The sequence below is a fragment of the Candidatus Latescibacterota bacterium genome (assembly GCA_019038625.1).
GTDB lineage: Bacteria > Krumholzibacteriota > Krumholzibacteriia > Krumholzibacteriales > Krumholzibacteriaceae > JAGLYV01.
This window is the reverse complement of sequence record JAHOYU010000110.1, coordinates 18,015-36,836: the sequence shown is the minus strand read 5'-3', so window position 1 is coordinate 36,836 and position 18,822 is coordinate 18,015. Positions and strand designations below refer to the sequence as shown.

The window sequence follows — 18,822 nt, the reverse complement described above, 5'->3', positions numbered from 1 at the left end:
AAGTATTTCCGATCTTAACAGTCGACGGAATTTCCCAACCTGAACCGCATGATCACAACGATTCGACGATATCCATCAGAACCTGCTCGAAATCTTTCGAACCACCGACCAGACGTGCTCTCAACCGGCCTTCCCTGTCGATGACGATCGTAGTCGGAGTATACATAGTCGTAAGGACATTCCTCGAATAGAACCTCGAATCTATCAACAGAGGGATCGTCACTTTCTTTTCCTCGAGTATCTCCCTGCTGCGTTTCACCATGCCTTTGGAATCGATAAGCAGGAGCTTGAAACCTTTTTCACTTTCGGACTTCTTCAATTCTTCCAGTTGCGGCAACTCCGCAATACAAGGCGGTCAGGTAGGGCTCCATGCACTGATTATGAGTATATCGCCCCGATATTCCGACAGTTTGTGAGTCATTCCGTTCAAATCGGAAAAATCCATATCGGGAAGCACACCCTCATCGATTATCCTCATCGCCGAGATCCGATCATTGAGATCCTTACTGTCCGGATAAACGAGGCTGTACAGACTGTCAACATTTACATGCTCTCTCGCACCAGGCGCTCCAGCGACAAACATGATATAAGACTCGATGGCCTCCTTCCGCATATCCTTTTCCCAGAGATACGTGGCCAGTTTTTCGTTGGCGAAAGGATAATCTCCCGCTTTGGCCAAAACAGCCACGCCCTCATCCTCTCTATTCCGGTCAAAGAGGAACTCACCATAAACTGATCTTGCGTGTTTTAATTTATATTCGTTGCTGGTCAATCCCTGCAGTTTCTCGAACAGCTTTTCTGTTAACTTATCGCTGGATTCCTCACTCATCAGATAGTAACAAAGGTACAGATGCAGACGGTAATCGCTCTCTGACCCGGCCAGTATCTGCTCGGCCAGTAGAATCGCGGATTCTTTGTCTTTTTCCCACAGAAAGGCGAATTTCCTGTATAGAAGGTCGCCTCGGATAAAAGGTTCCTTCTCCTTTTCCATTACCTGACCGAACCATACCAAAGACCCGTCTTCGTCGTTCATGTCGACGACCATAGTCTCAAATATCCTTGAATAGGCTATTGATCTTGCTGGATGATCAGGATTGTTAGCTGCGAATATCTTCAATCTCTCCACCCTGCCGGACGGATCTTCGAGAGAAGAAGCAGTCTCAAGTTCCTCGAAGATGTAAAGATCCTGATTCCCGTCTCTGCCGGAACATCCGGACAAAACGGTAGACAAAAGAATAACCCCTGCTATTAACTGCACAAGCTGTTTCATCGACACTCCTCTCCGTAGTCTCCTGAAGCACATCTTCTCTCGATCAACGCGATCATAGCATCGGCACGTGATTGCCAGCTGCATGCCATCGCAAATTGACGCAACTTCGCAGAATCCGCCCCCTCTTTCAGCGCTTTCCTTATACCCTCGACAAATTCCACCCGGCTTTCCGCCAGATATATCATCCCATCCAGTTCTTCCATCTCGGGAGCGAATTTGTATGTAACGATCGGTTTTTCCACGGCAGCGTATTCATATATCTTGTTGGGATCCGCCATACGCATGAGTTCGTTCATCTGCAACGGGATCATACAGATATCAAGCGCATTGATATAGGCACCCAGTCGTTCATATGGTTTCGATCCAACATAGAAAACATTACCCTTTTCGGCTATCAACTTCTCGAGTCTTTCGCGCAACGGTTCGAAAAGTGGCCCCATCAAGACTATCGATGCTTCCGGGAAAGACTCCGCGACCATATTGAGCAGTTCCATATCGAACCACGGAGCTATCGCCCCAGAGTATCCCAGAACAGGTCTATTGAATTTTTTCATCTCTTCAGGAATGCCTTGTTCGGCCGCCTTCCTGAAAAGTCCATAATCGACACCATTGCCAATATAGCTCACATTCTTCACTCCCATTGAATGAAGGCGTTCTACCAATCCCCTGCTTACCGCGACCAGGACATCGGATATGGATACGAGTTTCCTGAAATACTTCCCCGCCCAGGGGGGCGAGCCAGGAAATTCAAGAGGATCATCGTTGCAATCATACAGGATGAAAGATCGCATGAATAGCGGTAGCACCGCCGCGTAATAAATATTGGAGACGAAAAAGACCCGGGCTCCTCCGGAAAAACCGGTAATGGAAAGTATGGTATGAACCCAGAGAAACAGGATTATGTTCCACAGGAACCTGGCAGGAGGAAAGGAAAAAAGAATCCTCAGTAATTTTTGAGGAAAGTTCTTCAAAGCGGGGATACAGACATGCGTGACATTACCGTCCCTGGCAGGCCTGAAATTGTTCTTCTTACCCTTAACGACGCTGGACAGGAAAAGAATCTCCCAGTCTGCCGGAAAGCGGCCGATGATCTGCTGCTTTCTAGTCCTGACGTACTGCCACTGGATCTCCGAAAAACAAACTACTTTCAATGGAAGCCTTTTCTCCTTCGTTAAGTGCTGGCCAGGGGCTCTACTTCCCTGTCCGCATAAAATTCTTTTATTTTATCTATGACAAAATCCTGCTGCTGCTCTGCCAATTCAGTGTAGACAGGCAGAGCCAGAGTCTGTTCAGAGGCTTTTTCCGCTTCAGGCAGGTCTCCCTTCGACTGCCCCAGAAAAGAAAAACACTTCTGCATATGAAGTGGTACGGGATAGTATATCTCACAACCGATACTCTGCGAGACAAGGAACGATTTGAGCGAATCTCTATCTCTTGCCCGAATCACATATTGATTGAAGATGCTGACATTTCCCTCGGCAGTCACTGGAGTGGAGATTCCCGGCAGATCGGCCAGTCCTTCGGAATAATAAGCGGCGTTCCTGCGCCTTCCCTCACTCCACTCATCCAGGTATTTCAGTTTGACTTCGAGGACCGCTGCCTGTATCGCATCCAGTCGGCTGTTGATCCCGACCTCGTCATGATAGTACCTCTCCCTCGCTCCATGCCCGCGCAGAAGGCGCAGCCGCAAATCAAAATCCTTATCTCCAGTCACTACCATCCCGCCATCCCCAAAGCCACCGAGATTCTTGGAGGGAAAAAATGAGAAACAACCACCCAGTCCGAAAGCACCTGCTTTCTTCCCCTTATACGACGCTCCGATCGACTGGCACGCGTCCTCTATGACCGGGATATCGCGTGAATCGGCCATCGCGCAGATCCTCTCCATCTCCGCCAGCTGACCGAACAGATGCACGACAAGGACAGCCTTCGTCCTGGACGTGATCGCATCTTCGATCTTCTCGGGCGAGATGTTATATGTGGCAGGATCGATATCGACCATGACCGGTGTGGCTCCAAGCCTCGTTATCGAACTGACTGTTGAAAAGAAGGTGTAAGGCGTCGTGATGACTTCATCTCCGGGGCCGATATCAAGCGCCATAAGGGCCAGAAGGATGGCATCGGATCCCGAGGCCACACCAGTGGCATATTCTACGCTGCAATATGTTGCCACGGATCGTTCGAACTCGGCTACTTTCGGCCCCATGATGAAATATTGGGATTCCATGACGTCACGGACCGCGGCTTCTATCTCACTCCTGATCTTATCATACTGTGCAACCAGGTCGAGCAGCTTCACTTCCATCGATTCCCTCACTTCTTCCTTTTGGCCAGCCCACGATAAAGCTCCTTGAGCTCATCACTGGTACTGTCCCAGTTGTAACGGTCGAGGAAGGCTTCACACCCTCTCTCTCCTGTATTTTTTCTGGTTTCCTCATCCTCATAAAGTCTCGTCACACTCTCAGCGAGTTCTTCGGGACGGTCCCAGGTAAAGACCAGACCTCCACCGGAATCCTCGATCACCCTCTTCAGGGGTGGGCAGTCGCTCACGATTACCGGCTTTTTCACCATCATGTATTGAAAGATCTTGTGTGGGATCGTGGTGTCTGTGTGCGGATTCCTCGCATGTGGGACAAGGCAGACGGAACTTGCATCGATATAGCTCCAGATTTTTTCAAAGGGCTGCCATCCGGGCATCTCGACCGTATCTTCGCAGCCGAGACTGGCAGAAAGTCTCTTGAGGTAGTCCATGTATGGCTTGTTCCTGTCGCCCACAAGAACGACCCTGAGATCCTTTATCCTCTCCTTCATAAAAGGAACGGACCTTATTACGGTGTCCAGCCCCCTGTGAGGAGCAAAGCCTCCGATATAGGAGATCATGAAATAGTCCGAGTACTTTTCCGTGATAGCCGGATCGAGAGGAATGTTGATCCTCTCCACATGAGCAGTGTTCGGAACCACATGGATCTTCTCTCCAGGAATTCCCAGCCCCTTGATCCTTTCCTTCGATTCCTCGATCACCGCTATGATAGCATCGACTTCTCTCAGTATCTCTCTTTCGTACCGGGCCCAGCGCCTGAACCCGTATATGGTCTTCTTTTTGAATTGGCTCGTGTACCAGACCTGCAGGCCGCCGGGATAATTCTCGTGCAGATCAGCGACTACAGGAATACCTTGCATTCGCCCGACCCTGACCGCTTCGCCCACCAGCGGAAGATCGTGAATATGAAGCACCTCTATTTTTCGACTTTTCACAAAATCCGTGATAGCCTTTTCCCAAAGCCGATCCCTGTATGTGAAGTTGAAAGTGTACCTGTGATACTTCTCTCTCCACTTGCCCATCTCAACGCCCCGGTACATGTGGATAGGGCCGTTCATGGCTTCCAGTTCTTCTCCCTCTCCACGCTCAAGAAGAAGATGAACTTCGTGACCTTCCGCAGCCAGGGTCCCGGCCTCCTTCTCCACACGGATATCAGGAGGGGGTATCCTGCCCTTCAATACCATACCGATACGCAAAAGATTTCCTTTCTGTCACAGCGGGAAAAGCCTCTCAGCCTTAGCGACCTGTGAATAATAGCTGTCCATCTGACCGTATTCAATACAAATCATCTATCATCAAGAGCTTGAAAGAGGTATCATGCATGAAGAGACAATTAAAAACTTCTGGAGGATCATTATGAGCCGGGAACCGGTGGAGATAAAAAAAATAGTATATGGCGGACTGGGGCTGGGGCATTCCGAGGGAAAGACCATCTTTCTCCCGTATACAGCGCCCGGCGACCTGGTCACTTTCGAGATAACGGCAGACAAAAAGAAAGTCCTCTTCGGCAAACTGGAAAACATAATCGAACCATCACCACTTCGGATCGAACCGGATTGCCCGATATTCGGGATCTGCGGCGGCTGCCACATGCTTCACCTCTCCTATGAAAACGAGATCGAGGTGAAAAAAACCACCGCGCTGGAAAGTCTTGAAAGAATCGGCGGAATCAAGACATCGATCGACGAATTCACCTCCTGCCCCAGCCGTTATGGCTACCGTAATCATTCTGTCTTCCATGTGGACAGGGACGGAAATCCGGGTTTTATACGCCGGGAGTCGGACGACATAGTCCCATTTCCCGAGGGAGGATGCCTTCTACTACCCGAGGAGATGAGGTCGGCGATAGCGGCCATTCCCGCGAGCTGCCTTGTTCCAGTCAGCGAAGTCAGAGTCAGGATGGACAGGTTTGACACCGTGCATTTCTGGGGACTGAAAGATCACGTAAGTCCACCGGATGTGCTGATGGAAGCCGGGGGATACCACTTCCCCATATCTCCACAATCATTCTTCCAGGTTAATCGCCTTATGACCGATACCCTTATCGAGAAGACCCTCTCTCTCTCTTCTTCGACTCCCCACAGACTGTTGGATCTGTACTGCGGAGCTGGATTTTTTACCCTTCCCTTTTCGAAGATTGCAGGAGAAGCCATCGGCATCGAAAACGACCGAAACGGGCATAAAAGCGCGCTTGCGGCAAAGAAACTCAACAAAATATCGAATGTTACCTTCAGAAAGGGCAAGGTCGAAAAAGAGATCTTCCGGATCGGACAAACGGACCTGCTCATCGCCGATCCACCCAGGAGCGGCATCCCCGCGGAAGCTGCCAGGGGAATAATAAAACTTCGCCCACCTGAAATAATAATGGTATCCTGCGAGCCCCCCACATTTGCCAGGGACGCCTCACGCCTGATCGAATCCGGTTATTCGCTGAACAAACTCCACCTTATAGATATGTTTCCGGGGACATACCATGTTGAAATGGTTGGATTATTCAGGAGATGATGGCTCACTACTCCGCCATATCGGTCCACTCGATCTTTACGTTCAACTTGTCGGTATTATAGTACTTATCGACATCGACCAGGCTCGGAGAGTTCTTCACTTCCGCCAGAGGGACCTTGACCAGCCTTGAACGCTGGACCGCGACCATGTATCCCGTGTCACCGCTGTTCAGCATCTCGACGGCGTTATGTCCGAAACGCCTGCCGATCTGCCTGTCTTTCTGGGATGGCGGGGCGCCTCTCTGCAGATACGCAAGCGCTGAGTATCTTGTGTGCCGGAACCTGTGTTCCATAAGGCCTTTCAGATAGTTTCCCACTCCACCGAGGCTGTAATGACCGAAGTCGTCGATCTTGGCATCTTTTCTGACTTCTTCCTCACCGGTGATATGAGCTCCTTCGGCAACCACGATTATCTTGTAGACATGGTCAAATCCGATTTTGGTGCTGGTTTCCAGCTGCTCGCGCAGGACTTCTGAAAGTTTATCGATCGTGAAGGCGTATTCCGGGATCAGGATGACGTCAGCGAAAGCCGCCTCTCCACCCCTCAATGCCAGCCATCCCGCGTGACGACCCATCACTTCCAGGAAAAAGATCGTCTGGTGTGATTCGGCGGATTGCGCGATACGCTCGGCGCAATCGGTGATCACATTGAGAGCTGTATCATATCCCAGGGAGTATTCTGTTCCAGCAAGGTCCCTGTCGATAGTCTTGGGGATACCTATTACAGGTACTCCTCGCTCTGCCAGAACAGCTCCAGCGCCCAGTGTGTCGTCTCCACCCATCGCGATCAGGGCATCCAGCTTTAATTTCTTGATATTTTTCAGGACCAGTTCGGTCCTGTCATTCTTTTCCGAAACGGGATTGGTCCTGCTGCAGAGAAGCTTGCTGCCACCGAGCCTGCTGTACTCACGGATTATCTCAGGCCCCAGTTCCACGACATGATTCTTGTTATCCTTGATGCACAGTGCTTCCCATCCGCGTTTGAGACCTATCACCTTGTGTCCGTACATCGACGCACGTTCCACCACTCCGGCAATCGCAGGGTTCAGTCCAGGGGCATCCCCACCACCAGTCAAAACTCCAATTCTCATTCCCGTCCTCCTGTTCTTTCACCGCTGACTTCAGCCTGTCGGTTCTTTCCCATCCAGTATCCAGTCAAGTCCCTGTTGTTCCCAATCGGGATTGTCAAGAGCACTGATATACCGCTCTACCTGATCGAGACCCGTTTCTTTGGAGGTCTTGATGTGCTGAAGAATCACAAGATTGTCTTTGAGTATGGCGACAGACCTGTTCATACCATTTGCCAGCACTAATATATGCGCATCGACAAACACTTTCTGTACCTCTTCTGAAAGGGGCAACAGAGTCCTCATGTCGACAAAGATCTGGAAAGGGCGTTTTACTTTTTCTATTTCAGCCTTGAGTTCGCTCAGTAATTCCAGGGCTTCCTCGATTCCGACGATTCCCCCCTCAACGATTCTGAGACCGTAATCCTTTTTTTCAATACTATACATCTTTACATCCTCGAATTATTCCCGTCCTCTCGCATCAAAGAATACTGAAGCGATCACTTCCCACATTCTCCGCCATTCCGAATATATTGATCCAGAGTGACGCCTTTCCTGTGGCATCCATCTATAATATATCTCAGGGTCGGCATGAATACATCCGGTTTTTTGAAACCGGGCACGACCATGATAAGTTCTCCATCACTCTCCATGTATGCAAGAGAGGGAAATCCTCTCACTTTGAACAACCTCGTCAATTCCACAGGAGTATATTCTTTGCCCTTATATCGGAGCTTATCTTTCCTATTCTCAGCATTTATCCGTATTGTGACAAAATCCTTTTCCAACGCAGCTTTTACCTCAGGATTGGAAAAAGTGTCCCTGTCCATGACCTTGCACCATTTGCACCATGAAGTATAGAAATCGACAATCACGGGCTTCCCTGAACTGGCGGCCAGTTCCATGCCCTCGTTGAAGCTGAGCCAGCCATCGGCGGTCTTCTCTTCACTGCCAGCACCACATCCGACCAGGATCATTATCACTATAAGTCCCGTAAAACCTAGCTTTCTCGACATCTCAAGGGTCTCCTTCCCATTGTTCGGCGAAAATTGAATATAACCCGGCTATTGAATGACTTCAAGAAGAACCGACCGGTCTCTTCCTGACAATCAAGGAATAGACCTCAAGAGTCGAATTCATTGTTTCCTGCAGGAACTTTTGTCCCGCTGATATTTATAAAATAGACACTATAGTATCCTTGAACAACAGGAGTAGTGTCTGTATTATTTATCGATCGATGCTTGTTGAATTTGAAGCATTTAAATACTGCCATCAGTCCGCTCAACCGGAACGAAAGGAAACAGATGAGGAATCTGCTGAAATCAGGACTCGTGTCTGTCGTTATCGCCTTCATTATCCTGTCGGCCATCCCGGCACTATCCCAGACTGACACGGAACCACAGGAAAAGCCGGACAGCTCGGGGACGATTGAAAAACTGGAAGACGCAAAACTCCATATCGATCAATGGCTGCGCCTTGGCCCAATAATATCGCAATTTCCAGCGTTTCATGATGAGGACGGGAAAGATAACGACGCCGCATTTCTTTTATCTTTTAAGGATATGGACTTAAGACGTCTTTCCCCGTCTGTGGGTAGTTCTGTCAACACACTCGAGGGCCCGATGTCATGGACCGAAGTTTCAGCCGATACTCTCGGCACCCTGCTCGAAAGCCTGACAGACCTGCCATCCACTTCATACCTGGCGGCATGGATAGAACTGCCGCGATGGATGAAAATCGAAATCGAAGCATCTTCGTCTGACCCTTTTGAATTATTCATCGACGGAGTATCTCTGGTAAAGTCAGAGACGGTCAGCGGAACAGGCAAGCTCGGAGAAGCAAAATCGGGAAGCACGAATCTTAAGCAGGGAAAACATCTTCTTATCGCAAAAATGGTCCATGTCCCCGGCGATACGGTCGCCGATTGGCGAATGGATGCCTCGATGAAGATATCGGATGACTTCAAGGAAAAACCGGTCGTCTCGACAGACCCGACGATGAGATTGAACATATCACATGTTCTCGATGTCCCCAATATCAGTGGAATAGACGTATCACCGAACGGAAATCTTGCCCTTATAAGTTACTGGAGATTTCTCCCGCCTGAAGGGAAGCGGGAGAGCTACAGGGAAATAAGAAAGCTTCCGGACGGCGAACTCGTCAACACAATACGTGAAAGCGAAATGTCGAATATGGAGTGGGCGCCTACAGGAAACCGCCTGTCATATACTGCGAGAAAAAATGGAAAGGGTTCCATACGGATCCTCGACCTTGATAGCGGCAGAACCGAAACCGTCATAGAGCATATAAAAGACCTCGGAGGTTACACCTGGAGTCCTGACGGTACATGGATGGTCTATTATATCAATGACAATGCGAAAGACGACGGTACAGGTGTAAAAAGGCTGCGGGGGATACAGGACAGGCAGCGCTTCGCCAGAAACAGGACATCCATGATGATGACTTCCGTGCCGGGAGGGTCGGTGAGGAAACTGGCCGCCGGAAAATTCGATTCGTACGTCAGTGATATACATCCCGACGGCCGGAAGATCCTGCTCTCAAGATATTATGAAGATCTGTCCGAGAGGCCATTCGGCACATCGGAACTTATCCTTCTGGATCTCGATGATATGAGTACCAGGCAGCTTCACAAAGGACACTGGGTCGGTGGTGCTCAATGGTCTCCGGACGGGAAAAAGATATTGATCAAAGGAGGACCCTCCACTTTCGGTAATATCGGAGTCGATGTGAAAGAAAGAGTGATTCCGAACGATTACGATGGCCAGCTCTATATCATGGACTCTGAGACTGGTGAAGTAGAAGCCATATCAAGAGATTTCGATCCTGCCATTTCCGGAGCCATCTGGTCTAAAGCCGATAACAGGATCTACATCACTGCGGCAAAGAAAGACCTGAAGAAATTTTACAGGTACAATGCCCGTAAACAGACATTCCGGGAGATAAAGACGGATGCTGATGTCGTCAGCAGGCTGAGCATTTCATCTAACAGATCAATAGCAGCATTTGCGGGAGAAGGAACGAGCCTGTCTCCAGCAGTATATTCTATCGATCTGAAAAAAGACAGGGTCAGGAAGATAGCTTCTCCCGGCTCCGGAATACTGGATGACGTAATAATCGGTGAGATCGGAGACTTCGACTTCGTTACCGAATCCGGGACTACGATCATTGGAAGGATCCACTATCCTCCCGATTTCGATTCAACTCGCCTCTATCCATGCATCGTCTATTATTACGCAGGGACTTCGCCTGTCGACAGGCGTTTCGCCGGCAGATACCCGTTCAACCTCTGGGCCGCCAAAGATTTCATCGTGTACGTACTCCAGCCAAGTGGCGCGACCGGATTCGGACAGGAATTCTCCACCGCGCATGTCAACGACTGGGGGAAAGTGACCTCAGAGGAGATCATCTCCGGAGTAGGAAAATTCCTCGATGCCCATCCATTTGTAAATCCATACAGGGTAGGATGCGAAGGCGCGTCATTCGGGGGCTTCATGACACAGCTGGTGATAACACAGACCGATATCTTCGCTGCAGCAGTATCCCATGCAGGCATAAGCATGATCGGAAGCTACTGGGGAGAAGGATATTGGGGATATGCTTATAACGCTGTATCGGCAGCAGAAAGTTACCCATGGAACAGGCCTGATATCTATGTCGACCAGAGCCCCCTCTTTGCGGCTGACAAGATCGTCACCCCCCTTCTGCTTCTGCACGGGGCAGCGGACACCAACGTTCCACCGGGCGAAAGCGAGCAGATGTATACTGCATTGAAGATCCTGGGCAAGGATGTCGAATATATCAAATATGAGGGACAGAACCATTTTATCATCGATTACAAAAAGAGAATATCATGGTCTGACGCTCAGATCGCCTGGTTCGACAAGTACCTCAAGGATCAGCCCGAGTGGTGGGACGAGATGTATCCCGCTATAGATCCTCCAAAGAAAAGCCTTCCCGCTTACCATGGGCTGCACGAAGTCTTACTTAAGGAAGACTACCGGGCACTGCTGGGAGAGGTGACAAGAGAGGATATTACTAACACTATCGCAGGATGGGATGACGAATTCTTCGACTATACTCCTGACCCTGAGACACTTTCCGCCATCGAAGAGGAGATCTATGGTGTCGAGATCACCTGTGTCCTCGGTACATGGTGCTCCGACTCACAGAGAGAGATACCGAGACTCTGGAAGCTCCTGGAAACGGTCGATTATCCCGTTTCGGAAATCAGGATGTATGCAGTGGGAAGCTCCCGTTTCTCGACCGACCTGCGAGTACCGGCAAGAGTCCTGACATGGTCAGAAAGGCTGAAGGACTATTACGATGTCGAAAGGGTCGCAACCATCATCATATACCGGGGCGGCAAAGAGATCGGCAGAATCGTCGAGACTCCCGAAGAATCTCTTGAAAAGGACCTGATGAAGATCCTGGAAAAGGAATAAAGACCGGCGGATGATCCTGGCCTCAATATCCAGGTGACACCACATTCAGACACAGAAAGAGGCCCGGGAATAAATTCCCGGGCCTCTTTTTCTGAAAATCTGTATAAACGATCTAGGCCTGTGCCTCCCTGCTCGGAAGCTGCAACCCGGTACCAAGCCTCTTGTCGGTTTTTAGAAGTATAAAAGCAGATATCAGGCCTACAAAACCCAGAGAGGCAAACATGATTTGCATAGGAAAATACCCGTTCCTGTCGACCACGATCCCGGCAAGCCACGGGAAAAGCGTCAGCCCCGCGTTCTGGATCCACCCGATCATACCGTACGCGGTCCCCAGGTAATTCTCTTTGACCAGGATAGGAACAGCCGGCCAGAGGGCAGCAGGAACGAGAGAAAAGGAAATGCCCAGGATGATAAAAGGTACGGCAGGATGTATATTTGTCAATCCCAGAAGAAGATGGGCGGGGAAAAGCAGAAGCGATCCAAGCATCATCAGTGTCCCCCGCTTGCCGAACTTGTCTACAAGAAAACCGAAGATCGGCGTAAAGATCATCGTACTCCCTGAAGCCATGGCAGTATACCATCCGGCCTGCGTCGCGCTCATCGAGAACTGCTTCTGAAGGAGGCGTGGAGCGTGTGAAAGGAAGGGAAACATCGCCGAATAAAAGGTCACGCACAGAAGACTCACCAGCCAGAACGATGGCCCGAAGTTCCGGACTTCCTTCAGGATCTTCATCATGCCGACCTGTTCCTCGCTATCCTCCCCGGCGCTTACACCCTTCTTGTCCATGGCCAGATATACGAGGAAGAGAAGGAATGTGACGAACATGACCGCAGTACCGGCCCAGACCGACCATGTCCACGAACCCAGGCTGTTCCTGATCATCGCGGAAGTCCCCATCGCCAGAAAAGTACCCATCCTGCATACCGTTATATTAAGACCGAAGGCCAGTGAAAGCTCTTTCCCCCTGAACCACCTCGCTATCACCTTGTTGACGACCAGGATCGCCGCTTCCGATCCGAACCCGAATATCCCTCTTCCGACCAGCATCCAGACAAAAGACTTGTCCGCGGCTACAGAGGTCACAAGGGAACCTAAGACACATAATCCAGCATACAGGATCCCTGCCTTTTTTATTCCGAGCCTGTCGAGCAGGACACCCGCAAAGACCACCAGAAAAAAGAGGTTTGGCAAAGAATACAATGTGAACAGCAATCCGTACTGAGAATTGTCGATGTCCATCGACTGCTGGATATAATCGTTGATCGGTGTGACCGCGTCATAGACGTAGTAGGATCCGAAAAGGACCATGCTGATCATAAGCAGTATCAGCCACCGCCACCACGGTCTCTGGGTTTCTTCCTGAGCTTCCATCCGTCCACTCCTTGACTGGTTAATTAGTGCTATTTTCCTTTGGCCTTTTGATCACTATATCTCCGCGCGACTATATCATTTATCCAGAGACTCATCAACACATCAGAACTTTCCGGTGTATTTCCACCAGAGATGGTCTCCAAGGTCCCAGTACGCAGCCGTTGTCTCTTCGGCAAACCCGCAGGAATATTCGGTAAGTAACTTTCTGGCTCTCTTTGGGCTTTTTTCGAACAGGGCTACCGCTTTTTTCTCCAGCTCTGCCTGGTCATCGAAAGCCCTGTCTTCGAACGCCACTCTTACGGAATCGACATCGACTCTCATCTGCCCCCATTTCTGAGCAGACAGGTCGGCAACACGATTGAACCCCCACCAGGCACAATCCCTGTCGAAGGCCTGGCGCCCGCTTAGTTTCCAGCTTTCGGGCACATTGGAGATCCCGCAGTAGAGAGGAGTAAAAGCAGTCATGGCAGGATTGTCCCATCCGAACCAGACCAGTCCTCCTACCGGATCGGGCATCCATCCACGCGACTGGGTCACAGTGATATATGCGCAATAATACCTGGCTATACATCTCTCGCCCATCTTTCCCCACCCCCCGTTGACCTTCATCAGGGGCATCATATCGTAATGCATGAACGGGTTCGCGTACGGGCTCTTCTCGAATTTCCCGTCTTCGGTCTCCACGTACATGAACTTTGTCATATCGAACTCGGTACCCTCGAAGGTATCCCTGAATATCTCCATTACCCGCCTTACAGTGACCAGGGTATCGGGTCTGACAGAAATGGGATAGTTCTCAGAGTTTGGATCAAGCCCCAGAGATGGCGCAAGCAGGTCGAATACCCTCCATTCCCTTCGGCGCGCGGCCATACTGGTCCGTCCCCCCGGGTCATAAGCATAGCAGAACCGGAACGGCTCTCCCGAATCGGGATCGTACCAGCCATTTTCAACAGCGACATCAATGACATTCTCACTGGTCATGAAATTTTCCGAATCGCCGGGATCGATCTCCATGATCCTGCTGGCGTTGGCTGTCACCCCGACATGGTCGTCCGGTATGCGCTGCGCCGCCCATACTGAACCGACCCTGTCCTTTCCCGAACCGATGATCTCGAAATGCCATATCTCATCCGTATCGGCGAACATAAGACACTCTCCACCATCATTATATCCAAATTCCTTCGTAAGCGACCCTATCAAACTGATGGCCTCTCTGCAGGTAGAAGCCCTTTCCAGGGCGAAGCGACATAGTTCCTCACAGGAAAAGAAAGCCTCTTTATTCCTCAACTCAGCCCTTCCCCCGAATGTGGACTCGCCAATCGCGAGCTGCTTTTCATTCATGCATGGGTAAGCTGAATTCAGATAAGCGAACGTCTCTCGAACCTGGGGGATCTGACCCATCAGTCTGACACCCGCAGTATCGCCGGGATACCTGGTGAACCTCGACCCAAGATAGACACCACAAGTACTCCCCTTGTGATATTTTGCCCCTTGAACAACTTCCAGCCATGTCCTGTCTAGCCTGCTGTCGCAGGTATGGCTAGTCGTCGTCGAACCATCAACTGAAGCATTCTTCCCGACAAGAATACATGTGCATGCCTCGAGCCCTGAACCTGCCCACACACCGACCAGAAATATTATGGTAAATAAAATACTTGTGAACCGGGAAAGCATCATGACAGTCCTCCACCGAAAATGTTGACCGGAAAGCGGTTGATAGAAGCACCGCACACAGGGTGCCAGAATATCAATGAAAATCATGCCAGGCAATCAATATCTTCTTTCAGGCACCCACGGAACAGACAGAATAGAATCGGGGTTGAAAGAAGCTACTACCTGAAAACCGGAAAAAATACTGGCATTTTCTTGACATGTAGTTGTATATTTCAATTGTAGGGACAGTTCCGACAAAGGAGATAACAGGGACTCTTAACCAAAAGCGATCAAATAGCGGCCAGTTTCAAGAAACGGTTCGAAAAAGTAATTTACCTGTCTTATATTTTCCAGGACAAATCTTATTCGAAGCAGGACTTGGGAACTGTGTCGGATCGGTTCAAAAGGATATGGTCGTCGGTGTTTTGTTTCGCTTTGAAACTGAGGTGATGCCCGAAAAGAAATGAAGATGCTGCAGGCTACAACAGTATCTGTGGCTAGATTCCGATTCAGTTTTTGTTTTAGAAAGGACCTTTAAGAAAATGGCAAAGAATATTTATGTTGGAAACCTCCCGTTTTCAACGACTGATGATGATCTTAATCAGCTCTTCAGCCCTTTTGGCTCTGTAAGTTCAGCCCGCATTATCAAGGACAAGTTTACGGATCGATCCAGGGGCTTTGGTTTCGTAGAGATGGACAATGACGAAGAAGCATTGAAAGCCATCGAAGGTGTCAACGGCAAGGAAATTGATGGCCGCGCACTCAAAGTCAGCGAGGCAAAGCCCCGCGAGGACAAACGAGGAGGCGGAGGAGGCGGAGGTCGCGGTGGCGGCGGCGGATACGGCCGGGACAGATACTAGAAGCCCTGGTTCGATATTCCATATAAATAAAAGCGGAGGATGATCATCCTCCGCTTTTTCTTTTTATCAGGACAAAAAAAGACCGACCGACCATCTGATCGTCCGGTCAAAAAAAACGGGGCCGACGAGACTCGAACTCGCGACCTCCTGCGTGACAGGCAGGCGTTCTAACCAAACTGAACTACGACCCCGTACTAATCATTTTACGTGCAGGACATCCCGGATGACTGAAAAAAAACAGGCAGTCAACCCTGCCCAACATGAATATTAATAACAGGGTATGGTCCTAATGTCAAATAAATTCTGATTCTGCTCAGGCTCCCTATCCACTCAACAGACCTGCCACAGCTGAAGCTGCCGAATCACATATTCCATAGGTAGTTATAATCTTTTTTTGTGTATCGATGAGCCTTGAAGCCCATGGCCAATCTGTTACCACGATCGTATCGAATCCCTCTGCAAGACGGTTGAGGTCTTCGACTATGAGAGGTCTGCGCCCCATCATGACCAGGACACCTGAAGGTTTTTCCGACCGGGAACCATAAGACAGGCTGAAGAATCTCATTGGTTCGCGTGAGCGCGGAGACGAACCTTCGAAAAGCGGTTCAAGGGCCCTTTCCGGAGTGGGGGCAACCCCCTCCGTGCGGCCAGTCTCGGATAAAAGGATGGAGATGAAACTTGCTGTCGTAAAATATGAAAAATCCTTTTCTTCCCCACAGAATACTATCGGCGTCGAATCATCGAATGTGGGCCTACCCGCCAGTCCGGCTCTGCCAGCAACTCCTGTCACTATATCCGATACTCTCTCATATATTTCGTCCGAAAACTCCCATGCCCTGTCCACCCCCGACCTTCCAGCTGCTACGGCCCTGGACCTCAACTCGTCCACACGAGGCCTCGAGCAGGCCAATATATCATCGAACTCTTCATGCCAGAAATCCAGATCATCTTCAAGAAGAGGCAGCATCTCTTCTATCTCCGCATAGACTTCTGCTGCTGGTCGCGAAAACAGAAGAATATCATTTCCCGCTTCCAGGACTGTCCTCAACACACAGGCAGGCTTGAGAAGGCAGCCCTCACCGGAATTAAGCCCGGAAGCAGCTCCCGTCAACCCCCTGCCTGTCAGGATACCTGCCATTTCGAGGCCGTCTGTGATGACGACCCCATCGAAACCCAATCGTCCTCTCAGCAGATCACCTATGATAAACGGATCGAGCGAAGCTGGAAGAGAACGGTCCGCAGGAGCAATATGCGCTGTCATCACCGTATCCGCCCCAGCACTGACCCCCGACCTGAACGGTTCCATATCACTCTGTATCAATTCATCAATCGTCTTTCCGACACTTGGCAGGACCAGATGGGAATCACCGGTAGTGGACCCATGCCCTGGAAAATGTTTTATCGATGTAAGTATCCCTGTCTCCCTGAGCGCCAGGATAGCTCTTAACACCGCGTCACAGACAGGATCGGCAGCAATATCGAATGCTCTGGTACCGATGATGGGATTGAGATACTCGGAATTAATATCAGCCACTGGACTCAGAGTCATATTGATGCCGCAGGAAAGCATCCTCATCGCAGTCTCCCTGAATGTCTCCTCCAGCATCCCCTTCTCTCCAAGCAGTGACTCTGCCCTGAGCAGAGACATCTGTGAAGGGGGCGTTCCGACCGCCTTTGCCAGGACAGAGGTCCGACCGCCTTCATGGTCCGCCATGATCAGTGGGACCAGACCGGAAGCATCCATGATGATATCCGATACTTCAGAGGCCAGACCTTTCAACTGGGCCGTGTCCACAACATTACGGGCAAAGAAAATCACTCCGGCGGGCGGAAAGGCAGCCAGAAGCTCCCTTTCCCTGTCGGTGAGGACGGTCCCCTCGAGGCCAACCACGATAAGGGGTGAAAGTTTTCTGATGATATCGTTTATCATCGATCCATTCCCCGTTCGGCCTGATAGACCCTTTCGATAGTTATTTTTGGATAGTAGTGGAGCAGGATCTCCCTGAAATCATACCCCTCCTCGGCCATCTTGATCGCTCCGCTCTGGCACATACCTGTACCGTGCCCATTCCCGGCACCCTTTAATGAAACTGAAGCGACCCTTCCACCTGACCTGGTCACTTTCATCTTGAATAGTGTGCTTCGGAGGATCGACCCACTGGCTGATTCGGGCCTCATCACCCATCTTAACCTGTCTCCCTCGACCCTGTACCTGCCCCTGTCGGTCACAAAGACAAGAGCCTTGACCCGACCACTCTTTGAAAGACCGTCTACCTTTATATCGACAAGCCTTGAGAATGGCGCGACACGATTACCCAGCTCGGCAGACAGGGTCTTCCTCAGGATCTGGAAAAGAGCCCGGCCGTCCCAGCTGTGTTCCCACCTGAAATGTCTTGAATCACGACAAAAGGACTTTCCCCGGCGGCCTTCCGAATCCCTGCTGCCGTATAAATACGGAAAATCAGCTTTCCAGGGCCACCCGTCCCGTATATCGGCCGTATGCCCTCCACAGCAGGAACTGTAGTAGGCTGTGATCACCCTGCCATTCCACAATCCAACCAGTCCCCTGGTCTCATCGACGGCTGCTGACGCTTCAGTATTTTCACCACCGACTCCTCTGTAGACCTGGTCCATTATCGTCGCCTTCAGATCATAAGGAGAATTTTTCTTTTCTTCGAGTTTTCCCATCGCATAAGAACGGGCCGCGATGGCCTGCACCCTGTATGCCTCATACTGGCCTTTACGGAGATATCCGATCTCCGATGGAAGTACACCCTTGATATAGTCGTCCACACCGATCACATTGATAGCCTGAATACGCCTGCCCATGTTCCTGAGAAGAAGAGCGCCCCTGTAGATCTTTCCTTCGATCCGAAAATCACTGCCTGGCTCCGGCCTGATCATGATCCAGGGAGAACGGGCGATTGTCCGCCCACCCCCGGCTACCTTTATTTCCTTCCCATTTCGGGTGATATCGAGTCGGCCCCGAATATCGGCCTTCGTTTGCGAGCGAGCCTTTCCGGGCACATCTGATCCTGCCGCCTCTACCTGGGCCCCATCTACTTCGACCCTTATCCTGTCTGATGTCTCCAGGATCAACACACGTACTCGAGGCGAATGATCAGTCCCTGTATGGACTGAAGGATCAGGGCCCGGCAGTGATGACTGTTCATCGGGCGCTTCCGGGTCTCCCGAAATGTAGACAGGTTCCGGCCTTCCGCAAGAAATCACCGTTGCGAGAGCGAGTATAGCTATTCCCACGATCGCGTATCTCATCAAACAGCCTTTCATCATGATAGTTTAACGGGGAGAG

15 protein-coding genes and 1 tRNA gene are annotated in these 18,822 nt (G+C 50.4%); 3 read left to right on the top strand and 13 right to left on the bottom strand.

The window, feature by feature from the left end:
• Positions 1-52: 52 nt before the first annotated feature.
• From KOO63_08590 to KOO63_08570, 5 genes are read right to left on the bottom strand one after another with little or no spacing between them, the layout of a single operon-like run.
• A complete protein-coding gene (locus KOO63_08590; GenBank protein ID MBU8921863.1) occupies positions 53-319 on the bottom strand; it encodes a hypothetical protein in 267 nt (88 codons plus the stop codon).
• A 36-nt stretch (positions 320-355) separates the two neighbouring features.
• Positions 356-1,270 carry a hypothetical protein gene (locus KOO63_08585; protein MBU8921862.1) on the bottom strand — a complete coding sequence of 305 codons (915 nt, stop codon included), beginning with the start codon at positions 1,268-1,270 and terminating at the stop codon, positions 356-358.
• Positions 1,267-2,421 carry a glycosyltransferase gene (locus tag KOO63_08580; GenBank protein MBU8921861.1) on the bottom strand — a complete coding sequence of 385 codons (1,155 nt, stop codon included), beginning with the start codon at positions 2,419-2,421 and terminating at the stop codon, positions 1,267-1,269. Before KOO63_08580 ends, KOO63_08585 begins: the two co-directional genes overlap by 4 nt.
• Before the next feature lie 20 nt (positions 2,422-2,441).
• On the bottom strand, positions 2,442-3,575 hold the full coding sequence (locus KOO63_08575) for a DegT/DnrJ/EryC1/StrS family aminotransferase (GenBank protein MBU8921860.1): 1,134 nt from the start codon (positions 3,573-3,575) through the stop codon (positions 2,442-2,444).
• Positions 3,576-3,583: 8 nt separating this feature from the next.
• Positions 3,584-4,786, bottom strand: a complete 1,203-nt coding sequence (locus KOO63_08570) for a glycosyltransferase family 4 protein (protein ID MBU8921859.1) — start codon at positions 4,784-4,786, stop codon at positions 3,584-3,586.
• Positions 4,787-4,907: 121 nt separating this feature from the next.
• Between KOO63_08570 and KOO63_08565 the strand changes: the two genes are divergently transcribed.
• On the top strand, positions 4,908-6,095 hold the full coding sequence (locus KOO63_08565) for a class I SAM-dependent RNA methyltransferase (protein MBU8921858.1): 1,188 nt from the start codon (positions 4,908-4,910) through the stop codon (positions 6,093-6,095).
• Between the two features lie 7 nt (positions 6,096-6,102).
• Here the strand turns inward: KOO63_08565 and KOO63_08560 are convergent, their stop codons facing one another.
• From KOO63_08560 to KOO63_08550, 3 genes are read right to left on the bottom strand one after another with little or no spacing between them, the layout of a single operon-like run.
• Positions 6,103-7,185, bottom strand: coding sequence for an ATP-dependent 6-phosphofructokinase (locus tag KOO63_08560; GenBank protein MBU8921857.1), 1,083 nt, complete (start codon positions 7,183-7,185; stop codon positions 6,103-6,105).
• A gap of 30 nt (positions 7,186-7,215) precedes the next feature.
• Positions 7,216-7,608: a hypothetical protein gene (locus KOO63_08555; protein MBU8921856.1), complete on the bottom strand. Its 393-nt coding sequence runs from the start codon at positions 7,606-7,608 to the stop codon at positions 7,216-7,218.
• A 53-nt stretch (positions 7,609-7,661) separates the two neighbouring features.
• On the bottom strand, positions 7,662-8,177 hold the full coding sequence (locus tag KOO63_08550; GenBank protein MBU8921855.1) for a thioredoxin family protein: 516 nt from the start codon (positions 8,175-8,177) through the stop codon (positions 7,662-7,664).
• Positions 8,178-8,465: 288 nt separating this feature from the next.
• Between KOO63_08550 and KOO63_08545 the strand changes: the two genes are divergently transcribed.
• A complete protein-coding gene (locus KOO63_08545) occupies positions 8,466-11,624 on the top strand; it encodes a prolyl oligopeptidase family serine peptidase (protein MBU8921854.1) in 3,159 nt (1,052 codons plus the stop codon).
• A 112-nt stretch (positions 11,625-11,736) separates the two neighbouring features.
• On the opposite strand, the gene KOO63_08540 is transcribed toward KOO63_08545, so the two are convergent.
• Both KOO63_08540 and KOO63_08535 read right to left on the bottom strand, forming a co-directional pair.
• The gene (locus KOO63_08540) at positions 11,737-12,996 is read right to left on the bottom strand and encodes an MFS transporter (GenBank protein ID MBU8921853.1); all 1,260 of its coding nucleotides are present in this window, start codon (positions 12,994-12,996) and stop codon (positions 11,737-11,739) included.
• A gap of 102 nt (positions 12,997-13,098) precedes the next feature.
• Entirely contained in the window at positions 13,099-14,673 is a 1,575-nt protein-coding gene (locus KOO63_08535) for a C69 family dipeptidase (protein MBU8921852.1), read from the bottom strand.
• A 518-nt stretch (positions 14,674-15,191) separates the two neighbouring features.
• On the opposite strand from KOO63_08535, the gene KOO63_08530 reads away from it, so the two are divergent.
• A complete protein-coding gene (locus KOO63_08530) occupies positions 15,192-15,509 on the top strand; it encodes an RNA-binding protein (protein MBU8921851.1) in 318 nt (105 codons plus the stop codon).
• A 116-nt stretch (positions 15,510-15,625) separates the two neighbouring features.
• On the opposite strand, the gene KOO63_08525 is transcribed toward KOO63_08530, so the two are convergent.
• The 3 genes from KOO63_08525 to KOO63_08515 all read right to left on the bottom strand — a co-directional run bounded on the left by KOO63_08525 (position 15,626) and on the right by KOO63_08515 (position 18,785).
• Positions 15,626-15,700 (bottom strand) — tRNA-Asp (locus tag KOO63_08525).
• 131 nt (positions 15,701-15,831) lie between these two features.
• On the bottom strand, positions 15,832-17,439 hold the full coding sequence (locus tag KOO63_08520) for a hypothetical protein (protein ID MBU8921850.1): 1,608 nt from the start codon (positions 17,437-17,439) through the stop codon (positions 15,832-15,834).
• The gene (locus KOO63_08515; protein MBU8921849.1) at positions 17,436-18,785 is read right to left on the bottom strand and encodes a SpoIID/LytB domain-containing protein; all 1,350 of its coding nucleotides are present in this window, start codon (positions 18,783-18,785) and stop codon (positions 17,436-17,438) included. The genes KOO63_08520 and KOO63_08515 overlap by 4 nt, the downstream gene beginning before the upstream one ends.
• Positions 18,786-18,822: the final 37 nt, after the last annotated feature.

Coding starts and splice junctions, on each gene's coding strand:
- KOO63_08540 (MBU8921853.1), bottom strand. CDS start 12,996: ATGGAAGCTCAGGAAGAAACCCAGAGACCGTGGTGGCGGTGGCTGATA.
- KOO63_08585 (MBU8921862.1), bottom strand. CDS start 1,270: ATGAAACAGCTTGTGCAGTTAATAGCAGGGGTTATTCTTTTGTCTACC.
- KOO63_08550 (MBU8921855.1), bottom strand. CDS start 8,177: ATGTCGAGAAAGCTAGGTTTTACGGGACTTATAGTGATAATGATCCTG.
- KOO63_08530 (MBU8921851.1), top strand. CDS start 15,192: ATGGCAAAGAATATTTATGTTGGAAACCTCCCGTTTTCAACGACTGAT.
- KOO63_08535 (MBU8921852.1), bottom strand. CDS start 14,673: ATGATGCTTTCCCGGTTCACAAGTATTTTATTTACCATAATATTTCTG.
- KOO63_08545 (MBU8921854.1), top strand. CDS start 8,466: ATGAGGAATCTGCTGAAATCAGGACTCGTGTCTGTCGTTATCGCCTTC.
- KOO63_08575 (MBU8921860.1), bottom strand. CDS start 3,575: ATGGAAGTGAAGCTGCTCGACCTGGTTGCACAGTATGATAAGATCAGG.
- KOO63_08565 (MBU8921858.1), top strand. CDS start 4,908: ATGCATGAAGAGACAATTAAAAACTTCTGGAGGATCATTATGAGCCGG.
- KOO63_08555 (MBU8921856.1), bottom strand. CDS start 7,608: ATGTATAGTATTGAAAAAAAGGATTACGGTCTCAGAATCGTTGAGGGG.
- KOO63_08560 (MBU8921857.1), bottom strand. CDS start 7,185: ATGAGAATTGGAGTTTTGACTGGTGGTGGGGATGCCCCTGGACTGAAC.
- KOO63_08520 (MBU8921850.1), bottom strand. CDS start 17,439: ATGATAAACGATATCATCAGAAAACTTTCACCCCTTATCGTGGTTGGC.
- KOO63_08515 (MBU8921849.1), bottom strand. CDS start 18,785: ATGAGATACGCGATCGTGGGAATAGCTATACTCGCTCTCGCAACGGTG.